We start from the raw sequence: 12,963 nt of genomic DNA on the forward strand, positions 1-12,963 counted from the left end.
ATTACCTGCCGGCAGCGCTGCTGGCGCAGTTCTGGTTCATCGCCGCCGTTGCGCTGCCGGTCGGCCGTTTCGACCCGCCCTGGCTTTCGATCGGCAGCCGCATCGTCGCAAGCTGGATGATCGCCATCGGCCTGCTCTACGGCGGCGCCTACCTTGCCGCCAAGGACAAGAGCCTGACACCGCCGCCCTTTGCCGTGCTGCAGGGCGAGGGCGCTCTTTTCGGCTTCGATCCAGTTCTGCCGGCGCTCGACGCGGTGGGAAGCGCGCTATGAGGCACCCTGTGAAACATCGCGCCATCCTCGCCGGACTGCTCGCAATCACGAGCCTGCTCTGCGTAGCGCCGGCCTTCGCCCATCCGGACATGGCGGTGACGGCGCGTGTGCTGTTCGACATCCGTGCCGGCAGGCTGACCGGCATTGCGCAATTGCTCTCCTTTGATGCGGCGACCAGCGCAAGGCTGCTTGCCCGCGTCGATTCCGATCGCGATGGCGCGCTGGATCCGGAGGAAGCAGATGCCCTGACCACCGAGATCACGACCAGCCTGGGCACGCATGGCTTCTTCACCGAAATACGGATCGCCGACAGATCTGTCGCACTCGCTGCGCCCGTCGGCGCCGATACAAGGATGCAGAGCGGCCATATCGTGCTGAGCATGGCCTTTGCCGTTTCGCAACCAGCCATGCTGCAGGGTGGCACACGGCTGGAGCTGATGCTGCGCGACCGCGACCTGACGCTCGCCTTTCGCTTCGCACGGGTTCAGCCGCTGATCCTGCGCGGCGATCAAGGCCGCTGCACCGCCACGATCGCGCCGAAGCCCGATGCGGCCTATTTCGGCGGTCTGGTCACGCCGGCCGTGGCCGTTCTGACCTGCCGTTGAAAGCTTAGCTGAAGATCGCCCGATCCACTTCGACGGCCTCTTGGAGAAACTGCACCACGGCGCGCACGCGCGCCAGGTCGCGTGCGCTTTCGTGATAGGTGGTCCAGTAGGCGCGTGTCAGGCTGATATCCGGCAACACCCGGACGAGAGTGTCATGCTGGCGCGCGATATAGGCATGCAGGATGCAGATCCCGGCACCGGCCAGCACCGCTTCCGTCTGGCCGATGGCCGAGGATATCTCGAAGCCGGCATTCCAGTCGCGCATCACCTCGCCGGTGAAGTTCAGCGACGGCGTGAAGATCAGGTCCTCGACATAACCGATGCGGCGATGGTTCTTCAGGTCTTCGGCCGTTGCCGGCAGGCCATGCGCTTCGGCATAGGCCCGCGATGCATAGAGCCCGAGCGTGTAGTCGACCAGCTTCGAGGACACGAGCCGCCCCTGGTCCGGCCGCTCCAGCGTCACCGCGATATCGGCCTCGCGCTGTGACAGCGAGAAGGAGCGCGGCACCGGCACCAGCTGGATCTTCAGCTCCGGATGTTGCTCGATCAGTGCGCCGAGCCGTGAAGCTAGGAAGAACACCCCGAACCCGTCCGGTGCCCCGATGCGGACGGTGCCGGCAACCCGTGCATCCGTCCGCCCGAGGCGCGCCTGTACCTCCAGCATCTCGGTCTCCATGCGCTCCGCCGACGTGAGGAACGCTTCGCCCTCCGCCGTCAGCTCGCAGCCATTGGTGCGGCGGATGAACAGCCGCGTCTTCAGCGCCGTCTCCAGCGCGGTCAGCCGACGTGACAGCGTCGCGTGGTTGAGGCTAAGCCGGCGCGATGCAGCCAGGATCTGGCCGGAGCGCGCTACGGCGAGGAAGATACGGACATCGTCCCAGTTCATCGCCTATTCCATCTTGCTGCGCATTAATACCGGATCGACTTCGACAAGCCGCAGGGCTTTGACCATGCCGGATGTCAGGCTTTTGTATGTGAGAAAATGCGGCGTTTGCAGATGGGCCTCGTAGTCCCCTTGGCTGGCATAGACTTCGAGGATGCGGATCTGGGTCGGATCATCCCGGAGCGCAACCGCATTCAGCATCAGCACGCCCGGTTCTATGGCAACGGAAGCCTCGATCTCCTCGGCCAGCAGCAGACGATAGGCCTCCAGCTGGTCCGCATCGATCTCCAGTTCGGCCATTCTGACGATATGGGTGCGGGGCGCTTCGCTCATGTCACGGTTCCGGCAATCAGTGTGCTTGCATCAAATTTTGCACAGCAGGCGCCAGATTAATAGCGCTGGCCTGTTAAATTTGAAGTGCTGATTCCCGATCAGGCGGTGTCCTGCCCAGCCTTGGAACTCCTTGGTGATGTGACATCATGGTCTGGACCCTGGCAAACCCGCGTCGAGTCCGAGAAGCGCCATGCGGGTTTCGAAACTGTCGGCAATGTCCGACAGGCGGATGGTCGCAAAGCGTGACAGCAGCAGGGCCTCCGCCTCGCGCTTTGCATCCTCGAGCGCGTCGCTCACGGCGATCTCGACCAGGCAACCGGCATGGTCCGAGGAGGTGACCAGGCAGAAGAGGTCCGGCCGCTCCAGCGCGTCATAGACATCGAGCAGGGTAATATCTGAAAGCGGTTTCGTCAGCCGCCAGCCGCCGCCATGGCCTTTTTCCGACTGCACATATCCGCGCTCGCGCAGGCCCGCCATCGTCCGGCGGACCACGACGGGATTGGTGTTGAGCATCTTGGCGATCATCTCGGATGTCATGCTGTCGGCATGGCGGTCGAGATGGATCAGCACATGCAGCATGCGCGACAGCCGTGTGTCACCTCGCATCGGTCTATCCTCCTGGGGGCTTGCGTGTATCAGTTAGCGCAAAGCGCCTTATGCAACAAGCGGAGTTACATCACTTGACGGCGGACGCTTCCGTAACTTATGAAAGTACGTAACTTGAAAAGATACATGAAAGGGAGCCTGTCATGAAATTCGATGCAATCGTCGTCGGGGGAAGCTTCGCCGGCCTGTCCGCCGCCATGCAACTGGTCCGCGCTCGAAAACATGTGCTGATGGTCGATGCCGGTCGTCTGCGCAATCGTTTCGCCGCAACCGCGCATGGTTTTCTCGGTCAGGACAATCGCCCCCCGGCCGACATCCGTGCCGACGCACTGGCCCAGCTTGGTCGCTATCCGACATTCACACTGTGGCAGGACGAGGCGCTGACGGCAGAGCGCCGTATCGGCGGCTTCCATCTCGAACTGGCCGAACATGGCAGTGCCGAAAGTACGGTCCTTGTCCTTGCGCTGGGCGTCGAGGACACGCTGCCGGCGATACCAGGCCTCGCCGAACGCTGGGGCAGGAGCGTTCTGCATTGCCCCTATTGCCATGGCTTCGAGATCGGTGGCGGCCCGATCGGCATCCTCGCCTCGTCGCCGCTCGCCGCGCACCAGGGCGGACTGCTGCCGGATTGGGGCAAGACCACCATGTTCGTCGAGCCGGGGGTGACCTTCGATGACGAACTCTCTGCGATGCTCTCGGCACGGGGCGTTTCGATGGAAACCGAACGTGTCGTCGAACTGCTGGGCGAGGGGCACGGCCTCCATGGTGTCCGGCTTGCCGACGGACGCACGGTCGAGGTCCACGCCCTCTTCGCGCAGTCAAAGGTTGCCATCGCCTCGCCGCTCGCCAGCCAACTCGGGCTGGAGCTGGAGGAAGGTCCTCAAGGGTTCCACATCAAGGCCGATATGGGCCGCACCAGCCTGCCCGGCGTTTTTGCCGCCGGCGATGCCGCGAGCCCCATGCACAATGCGACGCTTGCCAGTGCTGCCGGTGTCATGGCCGGCACATCGGCCCATCGGGCACTGATTGAGGCTACCTTGTGGGGATGATCACTGGGCAATGACAGGAGATGGCTACGATCTACGCACAACAGATGCGTAAATCATGGCGTTGATTTGTCAAAACCGAAGCGCATACTGCCTCCATAACAATCAGGAGGACACCCATGTATCAGGTAGGCCATTTCATCGGCGGCAAGCATGTCGCCGGCACCTCGGGTCGCAAGCAGCCGATCAACAATCCGGCCACCGGCGAAGTGCAGGGCGAAGTCTCGCTCGCCAGCGCAGACGAACTGAACGCAGCCGTCGAGAATGCCAAGCAGGCCCAGGTCAAGTGGGCCGCGACCAATCCGCAGCGCCGCGCCCGCGTCTTCATGAAGTTCGTCCAGCTCTTGAACGACAACATGGACAGCCTGGCCGAAACCCTGTCGCGCGAACACGGCAAGACGATCGAAGACGCCAAGGGTGACATCATCCGCGGTCTCGAAGTCTGCGAATTCGTCATCGGCATCCCGCATCTGTCGAAGAGCGAATTCACCGAAGGTGCTGGCCCGAACATCGACATGTATTCGATCCGCCAGGCTGTCGGCATCGGCGCTGGCATCACGCCATTCAACTTCCCGGCGATGATCCCGATGTGGATGTTTGCGCCCGCTATTGCCTGCGGCAACGCCTTCATCCTGAAGCCGTCCGAGCGTGATCCGTCCGTTCCGATTCGCCTCGCCGAACTGATGATCGAGGCAGGGCTGCCGGCCGGCATCCTCAATGTCGTCAACGGCGACAAGTCGGCCGTCGACGGCATCCTGACGCATCCGGACATTTCGGCCGTCTCCTTCGTCGGCTCGACCCCGATCGCCCGCTACGTCTATGGAACGGCGGCGATGAACGGCAAGCGCGCCCAGTGCTTCGGCGGCGCCAAGAACCACATGATCATCATGCCCGACGCTGACCTCGACCAGGCCGCCCAGGCGCTGATGGGCGCCGGCTACGGTTCGGCCGGCGAGCGCTGCATGGCAATCTCGGTCGCAGTACCGGTCGGCGAAGAGACGGCAAACCGTCTGATCGAAAAGCTGACCCCGATGGTCGAATCCTTGCGCATCGGCCCTTACACCGATGACAAGGCCGATCTCGGCCCCGTCATCACCAAGGAAGCCCAGGCGCGCATCCGTGGCCTGATCGATAGTGGCGTCGAAGCCGGTGCCAAGCTCGTCGTCGACGGCCGCGATTTCAAGCTCCAGGGCTACGAGAACGGCTATTTCGTCGGCGGCTGCCTGTTCGACAATGTCACGCCTGATATGGACATCTACAAGACCGAGATCTTCGGACCGGTCCTCTCGGTCGTGCGCGCCAAGACCTATGAGGAAGCCCTCGATCTGCCGATGAAGCATGAGTACGGCAATGGCGTCGCGATCTACACCCGCGACGGTGACGCCGCCCGCGACTTTGCCTCGCGCATCAACATCGGCATGGTCGGCATCAACGTGCCGATCCCGGTTCCGCTCGCCTACCACTCCTTCGGTGGCTGGAAGTCGTCGTCCTTCGGTGACCTCAACCAGCACGGTACGGATTCGATCAAGTTCTGGACCCGCACCAAGACGGTCACCAGCCGTTGGCCGTCCGGCATCAAGGACGGCGCCGAATTTGTCATGCCGACGATGAAGTAAGCAGCGTCACAGGCGAAGATCCGCGCCACTCTGCCGCAAGGCGGGGTGGCGTTTGCTTGCCGGGCAATAGTGATTGCAATAGTCTTTCCTGAACTGGGGAGGGCGGAAATGGCACGATCGAAGATTCACACAGGCGGCTGCCTGTGTGGCGCGCTGCGCTTTGAGGCGGACGCACCGGCCGCAAGGCCGCATACATGTTCCTGCAAGATGTGCCAGCGCCATACCGGTGCCCTGACCGCCACCTGGGTCGAGTTCCCTCGCGATGCCGTGCGCTGGGTGGGGCAGGGCGGTGCACCGGCGGTCTGGCGCTCATCGGACATCTCGTCGCGCGCATTCTGCAGCCAGTGCGGTTCGTCGCTGGGCGCCGTCGACGACGCGCCCACCATCGCTTTGCTTCTCGGCTGTTTTGATCGGCAGGGAAGTATCGAACTGCGCCCGACCTTTCATTCCTATACCAGCACGCGACCTAAATGGTGGTGCGTCGAGATCCGCTAAACCAGACGGGATTGGCTTCGTCGCAGTGTCGAAGCGCACTTGAGTGTCACCGCCGGGCATGCTCAGTGGCATTTGCGCGCGTCCCGGGGATAGGGAGAGCGTCTAGGTGATCAGCTAAGGGACATTTCATGCAACAAGCAGTATTCGGCCGGGCAGCCAACCTGAAGCGCGGCGATTTCCGCGGCAGCGCTGGCGAATATTTCGGTATCTGGATCGTCAATGTTCTTCTGACGATCGTCACCCTCGGCATCTATTCCGCCTGGGCCAAGGTCCGCCGCAATCGCTATTTCTACGGCAACAGCTTCGTAGACGATCACTCGTTCGAATACCATGCGCGCGGTATGCAGATCTTCATCGGCCGGGCCATCGTGTTCGCCTATATCATTCTCTACAACATCGTCCTGACCTTCATGCCGTTTGTCGGCATTGCGCTTGGTGTACTGATGCTGCTGCTTCTGCCGTGGATCGTCATGCGCAGCCTGCGCTTCAATGCGCGGGTCACCAGTTATCGCAACATTCGCTTCGATTTTACCGGCAAGACCTGGGGCGCCTTTGTCGCCATCATCATCGGCGGCATCGTAGCCCTGTTTTCGTTCGGCATTCTGGCACCCTTCGCCAGTCGCTGGCTCTATCGTTACATTTTCAATAACCTGCGTTATGGTGATCGTCCCTTCTCCACCGATCCGAAGATCGGCAGCCTCTACCGCGTCTGGCTGCCGGCTTTCCTGATCATGATCGTCGGCATGGCACTTGGCGGCGGCCTTGGCCTGCTCGCCTATTTTGCTGCCGCCGACAGCGCCTCCTTCGGCATGGATGATGACCCGACATTCCAGATTGTCATGGCGATCTATGGCGTGTTGATCCCCGCATTCCTGCTGTTCGGGATCGCCGCGATCTTCTACCGCATCGGCGTGCGCAATGTCGTGATGAACGCCACCACGCTCGATACCCGCCATCGCCTGTTTTCCGATCTCGGCCGGCTGCGCTATTTCTGGATCCTGGTGTCGAACCTGGTGGTCTCGGTCGTGACGCTGGGCCTGATGCGGCCATGGGCTGCAGTGCGAGAACACCGCTATGTCGTCACCCATTCCGGCATTGTCGTCGATGGCGAACTGGGCGAGGTTGTCTCTTCCATTCAGCAATCCGGTTCTGCCGTGACGGCGGAATACCTCGATCTCGAAGGGTTCGATTTTGGCTTCTGACCCCACACGCATTGCAGCTGGCCGCTGGCATCCGCCGGGCTCCAGTCTCGCCTCACCGGCGGGGCTGTCGGCGACGGGCAAGACGCTGGTCGTCAGCCTGGACGGGAAGACAGGTGATCCGGTCGCGGTCAACGACCTGTCGCGTGTCGATGTGTCGGCCCGCGTTGGCCGTATCCCGCGCCGCATCACGTTTGCCAACGGGTCTCTCTTCGAGACCGAGGACAATGATGCCGTCGACCTCTGGCTCCGCAGCCACCGGCGCATCGGCTTCGTCCATGAACTGGAACGCTTCCATCCGCGCCTGATCGGCGTCGTGCTGGCGATCTTCCTGTTGGCCGGCCTGATCTATCGGTTTGCCGTTCCGGCCCTGGTGGAGGTCGCCGTTCTGGCGACGCCGCCCGTCGTCACGCAATGGATGGCCAGCGGTACGCTGATCTCGCTCGACAAGACGGTGTTCAGCGCAAGCGATCTGCCCGAGGTCAAGCGCCGCGAGATCAGCGATGCCTTTGCCGGTATCGCTGCCGTTTCAGTGCGCGGCGTCGACGGCTACAAGCTGAATTTTCGCCGGGGTGGTCCGATTGGTCCCAATGCCTTTGCCCTGCCGGACGGGTCATTGGTCATCACCGACGAACTGGTGGAACTGGCCGCCGGCGATCTCGACATGATCACCGGCGTGCTTGCCCATGAGATCGGCCATGTCGAACGGGAGCACTCGCTGCGTCAGCTCTACCGTGCAGCGGGCACGGCAGGCCTGATCATGCTGATCGCCGGCGATATCGGCAGCGCCGGCGAGGACATCATGACCAATGGCGCGGCCCTGCTGGCGCTGTCTTATTCGCGCGATGCCGAGAGCGAGGCTGACCGCGTATCGGTCGAGCTGATGACCAAAGCCGGTCGCGACCCGGCGGCGATCAATCGCTTTTTCAGCCTGATCGAAGAGAAATATGGCCGCGACGATGACAGTTCTTTCCTGTCCACCCATCCCGGCACCGGTGATCGCCGCAAGGCGATCGAGGACTACGCCAAAGAGTTTTCAGGCAGCAAGTCGCCCTGAAGATATGGGGTTGTGGCCGCACCCTTGAGGCGCGGAGCGTCGCAACACGGACCACATGAAAAAGGGGCGACCTGACGATCGCCCCTTTTTCCGTTCCATACGTTGCCGAGCAGCTTAGTTGCTTGGGCCTTCGTTCAGGCCGACCTTGTCAACCAGTTCGGAGGCCACCTTGCGGTTTGCCGCGACATCGGTCAGCGCCAGGCTGTCGGGCTTGATCGTGCCGAAACCGACAACGATGTCCGAAGGCTTGGCCTTCGGGCTGACCGGATATTCGAACACCTTCTCGGCATAGATGCCCTGGGCTTCATCCGAAGCGAGGAATTCCATCAGCTTGATCGCATTGTCCTTGTTCGGCGCATTCTTGGCGAGTGCCATGCCAGAGACGTTGACATGCGTGCCGCGATCAGCAGAGTTCGGGAACAGCACCTTGATGGCGGCAGCCCATTCCTTTTCCTCGGGATCCTTCTCGTTGGTCAGCATCAGGCCGACATAATAGGTATTGCCGAGCGAGATGTCGCATTCGCCAGCCATGATTGCCTTGGCCTGGCTGCGGTCATTGCCGTCGGGCTTGCGCGCGAGGTTCTGCTTCACGCCGGCCAGCCACTTTTCGGTGTATTCGGCGCCATGATGGGCCACCATCGAGGCAAACAGACCGATATTGTAGGAGTGCTGCGCGTCGCGCATGCAAAGCTTGCCCTTCCACTTCGGATCGGCAAGCTCTTCATAGGTGATCGTGTCTTCCGTCACGCGCTCCTTGGAGGCATAAACGACGCGGCCGCGAGTGGTCAGGCCAAACCAGTCGCCATCCTTGTCGCGGTACTGCGCCGGGATCTGGGAGTTGATCCGCTCGTCATTGAGCGGCTGTGTCACGCCGCCTTCCTTGGCTTCGGTCAGGCGGGCAATATCGACGGTCAGGATCAGGTCGGCCGGAGAATTGGCGCCTTCAGCCGAAATCCGCTCGACCAGTCCCTTATCGAGGAACAGCACATTGGTCTGGATGCCGGTTTCCTTGGTGAACGTATCCATCAGCGGCTGGATCAGCTCGGGCTGACGATAGGAATAGATGTTGACCTCGCCATCGGCGAGTGCTGCACCAGCCGTCATAGACAGTGCGGAAACTGCGCTCAGAGCAAGACGGGTGAAATGGGCTTTTACCATGATTTTGCCTCCCTGTTAGATTACTTGAGTCTCATATTCATAAATTGCCCCCGGCTGTCAATCGCGCTAGACTATGCTCACGATCACGTGAGTTCAGAACTTGAGTAATTTGGAATTGTTCAAAACTACAAAAGGCGCTATATAAGGGCCAAGTGAAACTGAGGAATCATGCATGCGTTTGACAAAGCAGACAAATTACGCAGTGCGCATGCTCATGTACTGCGCTGCAAACAAGGAAAACCTGAGCCGGATCCCGGAAATCGCCAAGTCCTATGGCGTGTCGGAGCTCTTCCTGTTCAAGATTCTCCAGCCTCTGAACAAGGCCGGTCTCGTGGAAACCGTGCGCGGTCGCAACGGTGGCGTGCGCCTCGGTCGTGCCGCCGACAAGATCACCTTGTTCGATGTCGTCCGCGTCACCGAAGACAGCTTCGCGATGGCCGAGTGCTTCGAGGACGATGGTGATGTGGATTGTCCGCTGATCGATAGCTGTGGCCTGAACTCGGCCCTGCGCAAGGCTCTGAATGCCTTCTTCGACGTGCTGTCGCAGTATACGATCGACGACCTCGTCAAGACGCGTCCGCAGATCAACTTCCTGCTCGGGCTGAATGAATTTTCGCCCAAGGGCATCGCGGCTACGGCCGCAGCGGCTGCGCTGACTGCACCCGCTGCCTGAAGGCTGCCGCCTGAAGAATGGCGCCTGCAGACCCACCTGAGGATTGGCGCCGATGCGCCAGTCCGGTGATCAGACCTGATCCTGTCGACCCGCTGTCACCAGCGGGTCTTTTTATTCGGCCGCCTGGATCGTGATGATCCTGGCTTCGGTCTCGTTGCAGGCCTCATCGAGGCAGATGGCATTCATCCAGATTTCGCCATTGCCGAACATGACGCCGTCGCCGTTGACGAACAGGCTGCCATAATCCTGGTTGACGATGACCTCGGTGATCTCCGGCGTGAAGATATCGTAATAGAGCGGCTCGAGATCCTCTGCTTGGCGAAGCGTCTTGCGTCGGCCGTTGATCGTTACCGTGATCGGGTAGTCGATGAAGGCTGAGACCGCGATCGAATCTTCATTGGCGATCCGCGCCTGCAGGTCCGAGATCGTGGACTTGAAGAGATCCGCATTGCCGAGCAGATTTTCGATCTGCTGGTCAACCTCGGCTTCGTCTGCAACGGCCGGCGCGATCGACAGCGCTGCGGACATGACGAAGGCGAGCAGCGTGCGGGATAGAATCGTCCGGAACGAAGATCCCGATTGCAGTTGAAGGCGCATGATATCCCCAATGACACAGATGTTGCCCGAGCTTAGGATTTCGAGCGGAATTTAGCCAAGCCTTTGTTTGCAGTGTCGAACCTCTTTTGGGAAGGTTTCGCCGCCCTTTTTGCACGTCGGCGTGACGAATTTCACCATTCTCCTGCACTTCACTGCAAAGTCGAAATGGAAACGCTGCCTTGCGCTGACGGCACTGGTCCGCCCCCGGATGATCTCTATATATGGTGCAGTGCAACAACGAATATCGAGCCTCCATGTCCGAGACCGCCGGCAATTCCGACAGCAATCGCATTTTCGTTTTTCAAGGCGGCGGCGCGCTTGGCGCCTATCAGGCCGGCGCCTATGAGGCGCTGCACAAGCATGAGCTTGAGCCTGACTGGCTGGCTGGCATCTCGATCGGTGCCATCAATGCCGCCATCATCGCCGGCAGTCCACGCGACAGGCGCATCGGCAATCTCCGCGCCTTCTGGGACATGGTCTCCTCCAGCCCGATTTTTGCCTTCGGTGATCAGGAGAGCAGCCTGCGCCGGGTGAACAACGATATTGCCGCAATGACCGGCACGCTTTTCGGCATACCGGGTTTCTTTTCGCCGCGTCTCTACACGCCGTTCCAGCTTGCCACCAATCCTGCAGCGCTGATCAGCTACTACGATACCGACCCGCTGATGAAGACACTGGACAATCTGATCGATTTCGATCTCCTCAACGATGGATCGACCCGGCTGAGCCTCGGTGCCGTCGATGTCCAGTCAGGCAATTTTGCCTATTTCGACAACCGCAAGACCAAACTCGACGCCCGCCATATCGCCGCATCCGGCGCGCTGCCGCCAGGATTTGCCCCGATCGAGATCGATGGGCACTTCTATTGGGACGGCGGGCTGGTGTCCAACACGCCGCTGCAGCATGTCCTGGCGGTCAACGAGGCTGATTGTGATCTCGAGATCTTCCAGGTCGACCTGTTCAGTGCCCGTGGCGATATGCCGAGGGATCAGTTCGAGGTGGAAAGCCGGGTCAAAGAAATCCGCTATTCCAGCCGGACCCGTATGAACACCGATGACTTTGCAAGAAAGCAGATGGTCCGCCGCGCTGCCAAGCGTCTCTTGGAAAAACTGCCGCCGGAATTGCTCGATGACGAGGACGCGAAGATCCTGCGTTCGATCGGCCAGGAATACGATGTCACGATCGTGCATCTGATCCATCGCCGCGCCGCCTATGCCACCCATGCGATGGATGTCGAATTCTCCCGCCGCTCGATCAACGAGCACTGGCAGGCCGGCTATGACGATGTGGCTTACACGCTCAAACATTCCAGGTGGCGCAACCGCGGCCGGCCCAAGGACGGCATCCAGATCTTCGACCTGGCGCGCGAACGTCACGACAAGCGGGCTGCCGTGTCCTGAGGCGCAATCGGCCGCACCCGCGCGGTGCCGCCATCCCGCGATAGCGGTTTCGAAGGCTCGCGCCGGCTGGCGATGATCGCATGTGCCAGCGCCTCCATGTCGGCACGCCGCGGATTGGAGCGGCGCCAGACCAGCCCGATTTCGCGGGCCGGCTGCGGTTCGGCAAAAGGCACGATGCGCAGGTGGTTGCGGCCGGTCTCGGTCTCGACGGCCATTTCGGGGATCAGCGTCATGCCCATGTCGTGCGACACCATCTGCAGCAGCGTCGCCATGGAGGTGGCGCCGAAATTGATCAGGCTGCGCCGGTTGGCGGCCTTGCAAACGGCCAGCGCCTGGTCACGCAGGCAATGACCCTCTTCAAGCAGCAGCAGGCGTTCCAGGTCGACCTGCGTCTCTGTGAGCGGCGACAGCAAGACGTCGCTGTCGTTTTCGGCCATGGCCATGAAGAAGCGGTCGGTGAACAGGTGGATATCGATGAAATTGTCGGCTTCGATCGGCAGCGCCACGATCATCGCGTCGATCCGCCCTTCGGCAAGGTCGGCTGCCAGGCGGTCCGTGACGGCCTCCTTGAGCTCCAGTTCGATCAGCGGATGCATGCGCCGCAGATAGGGCACCACCTGCGGCACGAGATAGGGCGCGACCGTCGGGATGATGCCGAGCCTCAGCAGGCCCTCGAGTGTTCCGCTGTTTTGCCGGGCGGCCTGTTCCAGTCGGTCAACCGATGAAAGCACCGCCCTTGCATGAGCCAGAAGTTCGGCGCCTTTTGCCGTCAGCAGGGTTGATCCGCGGGTTCGCTCGATCAGCTTGACCCCGAGATGGCGCTCCAGTTCCATGATCTGCGTCGACAGCGCCGGCTGGCTGACATGCACCATCTCGGCGGCGCGACCGAAGTGCAGGGTGGTGGCGAGGGCCTCGAAATAGCGCAACTGACGAATGGTAATCATGATAGGATTACCTTATCGAAGATACCATCAAATACAATTGGGAATTATGGATCAATTGGGAGATTGTGCCTCACGACAC

14 protein-coding genes and 1 pseudogene are annotated in these 12,963 nt (G+C 61.1%); 9 read left to right on the plus strand and 6 right to left on the minus strand.

From position 1 onward, the window contains the following. Together PDO_RS28425 and PDO_RS17775 are read left to right on the plus strand one after the other, a co-directional pair. Positions 1 to 272 (plus strand): annotated as a pseudogene (locus tag PDO_RS28425) (hypothetical protein); the annotation flags it as partial. Then, positions 269 to 877, plus strand: a complete 609-nt coding sequence (locus PDO_RS17775; RefSeq protein ID WP_007605224.1) for a DUF1007 family protein — start codon at positions 269 to 271, stop codon at positions 875 to 877. The pseudogene PDO_RS28425 and the gene PDO_RS17775, both read left to right, overlap by 4 nt. Before the next feature lie 4 nt (positions 878 to 881). On the opposite strand, the gene PDO_RS17780 is transcribed toward PDO_RS17775, so the two are convergent. From PDO_RS17780 to PDO_RS17790, 3 genes are all read right to left on the minus strand, one after another. Beyond that, on the minus strand, positions 882 to 1,763 hold the full coding sequence (locus tag PDO_RS17780; protein WP_007605225.1) for a LysR family transcriptional regulator: 882 nt from the start codon (positions 1,761 to 1,763) through the stop codon (positions 882 to 884). A gap of 3 nt (positions 1,764 to 1,766) precedes the next feature. Continuing rightward, complete coding sequence (locus tag PDO_RS17785) at positions 1,767 to 2,093, minus strand: putative quinol monooxygenase (RefSeq protein WP_007605226.1); 327 nt, start codon at positions 2,091 to 2,093, stop codon at positions 1,767 to 1,769. A gap of 144 nt (positions 2,094 to 2,237) precedes the next feature. Beyond that, a complete protein-coding gene (locus PDO_RS17790) occupies positions 2,238 to 2,699 on the minus strand; it encodes an Rrf2 family transcriptional regulator (protein WP_007605227.1) in 462 nt (153 codons plus the stop codon). A gap of 143 nt (positions 2,700 to 2,842) precedes the next feature. On the opposite strand from PDO_RS17790, the gene PDO_RS17795 reads away from it, so the two are divergent. The 5 genes from PDO_RS17795 (at position 2,843) to PDO_RS17815 (ending at position 8,112) form a co-directional block, all read left to right on the plus strand. After that, the gene (locus PDO_RS17795) at positions 2,843 to 3,748 is read left to right on the plus strand and encodes an NAD(P)/FAD-dependent oxidoreductase (protein ID WP_007605230.1); all 906 of its coding nucleotides are present in this window, start codon (positions 2,843 to 2,845) and stop codon (positions 3,746 to 3,748) included. 116 nt (positions 3,749 to 3,864) lie between these two features. Then, positions 3,865 to 5,361 (plus strand): CoA-acylating methylmalonate-semialdehyde dehydrogenase, encoded by a 1,497-nt coding sequence (locus PDO_RS17800; protein WP_007605232.1) that lies wholly within the window; start codon positions 3,865 to 3,867, stop codon positions 5,359 to 5,361. 108 nt (positions 5,362 to 5,469) lie between these two features. After that, entirely contained in the window at positions 5,470 to 5,856 is a 387-nt protein-coding gene (locus tag PDO_RS17805; protein ID WP_007605234.1) for a GFA family protein, read from the plus strand. 128 nt (positions 5,857 to 5,984) lie between these two features. After that, the gene (locus PDO_RS17810; RefSeq protein ID WP_007605237.1) at positions 5,985 to 7,058 is read left to right on the plus strand and encodes a YjgN family protein; all 1,074 of its coding nucleotides are present in this window, start codon (positions 5,985 to 5,987) and stop codon (positions 7,056 to 7,058) included. After that, on the plus strand, positions 7,048 to 8,112 hold the full coding sequence (locus PDO_RS17815) for a M48 family metallopeptidase (RefSeq protein WP_007605240.1): 1,065 nt from the start codon (positions 7,048 to 7,050) through the stop codon (positions 8,110 to 8,112). Before PDO_RS17810 ends, PDO_RS17815 begins: the two co-directional genes overlap by 11 nt. A gap of 114 nt (positions 8,113 to 8,226) precedes the next feature. On the opposite strand, the gene PDO_RS17820 is transcribed toward PDO_RS17815, so the two are convergent. Then, positions 8,227 to 9,216, minus strand: coding sequence for a Fe(3+) ABC transporter substrate-binding protein (locus PDO_RS17820; protein ID WP_244426481.1), 990 nt, complete (start codon positions 9,214 to 9,216; stop codon positions 8,227 to 8,229). A gap of 226 nt (positions 9,217 to 9,442) precedes the next feature. Here PDO_RS17820 and rirA point away from each other — a divergent pair, with 226 nt between their 5' ends. Further along, positions 9,443 to 9,943 (plus strand): iron-responsive transcriptional regulator RirA, encoded by a 501-nt coding sequence (gene rirA / locus PDO_RS17825; RefSeq protein WP_007605244.1) that lies wholly within the window; start codon positions 9,443 to 9,445, stop codon positions 9,941 to 9,943. A 111-nt stretch (positions 9,944 to 10,054) separates the two neighbouring features. On the opposite strand, the gene PDO_RS26780 is transcribed toward rirA, so the two are convergent. Continuing rightward, a complete protein-coding gene (locus PDO_RS26780; RefSeq protein WP_007605247.1) occupies positions 10,055 to 10,540 on the minus strand; it encodes a hypothetical protein in 486 nt (161 codons plus the stop codon). 254 nt (positions 10,541 to 10,794) lie between these two features. On the opposite strand from PDO_RS26780, the gene PDO_RS17835 reads away from it, so the two are divergent. Further along, entirely contained in the window at positions 10,795 to 11,940 is a 1,146-nt protein-coding gene (locus PDO_RS17835) for a DUF3734 domain-containing protein (RefSeq protein ID WP_007605249.1), read from the plus strand. On the opposite strand, the gene PDO_RS17840 is transcribed toward PDO_RS17835, so the two are convergent. Continuing rightward, on the minus strand, positions 11,913 to 12,884 hold the full coding sequence (locus PDO_RS17840; protein WP_007605251.1) for a LysR substrate-binding domain-containing protein: 972 nt from the start codon (positions 12,882 to 12,884) through the stop codon (positions 11,913 to 11,915). The genes PDO_RS17835 and PDO_RS17840 overlap by 28 nt on opposite strands. Positions 12,885 to 12,963: the final 79 nt, after the last annotated feature.

The sequence above is a fragment of the Rhizobium sp. PDO1-076 genome, assembly GCF_000247475.1.
Lineage (GTDB): Bacteria > Pseudomonadota > Alphaproteobacteria > Rhizobiales > Rhizobiaceae > Allorhizobium.

Coding starts and splice junctions, on each gene's coding strand:
- PDO_RS17775 (WP_007605224.1), top strand. CDS start 269: ATGAGGCACCCTGTGAAACATCGCGCCATCCTCGCCGGACTGCTCGCA.
- PDO_RS17780 (WP_007605225.1), bottom strand. CDS start 1,763: ATGAACTGGGACGATGTCCGTATCTTCCTCGCCGTAGCGCGCTCCGGC.
- PDO_RS17785 (WP_007605226.1), bottom strand. CDS start 2,093: ATGAGCGAAGCGCCCCGCACCCATATCGTCAGAATGGCCGAACTGGAG.
- PDO_RS17790 (WP_007605227.1), bottom strand. CDS start 2,699: ATGCGAGGTGACACACGGCTGTCGCGCATGCTGCATGTGCTGATCCAT.
- PDO_RS17795 (WP_007605230.1), top strand. CDS start 2,843: ATGAAATTCGATGCAATCGTCGTCGGGGGAAGCTTCGCCGGCCTGTCC.
- PDO_RS17800 (WP_007605232.1), top strand. CDS start 3,865: ATGTATCAGGTAGGCCATTTCATCGGCGGCAAGCATGTCGCCGGCACC.
- PDO_RS17805 (WP_007605234.1), top strand. CDS start 5,470: ATGGCACGATCGAAGATTCACACAGGCGGCTGCCTGTGTGGCGCGCTG.
- PDO_RS17810 (WP_007605237.1), top strand. CDS start 5,985: ATGCAACAAGCAGTATTCGGCCGGGCAGCCAACCTGAAGCGCGGCGAT.
- PDO_RS17820 (WP_244426481.1), bottom strand. CDS start 9,216: ATGACGGCTGGTGCAGCACTCGCCGATGGCGAGGTCAACATCTATTCC.
- rirA (WP_007605244.1), top strand. CDS start 9,443: ATGCGTTTGACAAAGCAGACAAATTACGCAGTGCGCATGCTCATGTAC.
- PDO_RS26780 (WP_007605247.1), bottom strand. CDS start 10,540: ATGCGCCTTCAACTGCAATCGGGATCTTCGTTCCGGACGATTCTATCC.
- PDO_RS17835 (WP_007605249.1), top strand. CDS start 10,795: ATGTCCGAGACCGCCGGCAATTCCGACAGCAATCGCATTTTCGTTTTT.
- PDO_RS17840 (WP_007605251.1), bottom strand. CDS start 12,884: ATGATTACCATTCGTCAGTTGCGCTATTTCGAGGCCCTCGCCACCACC.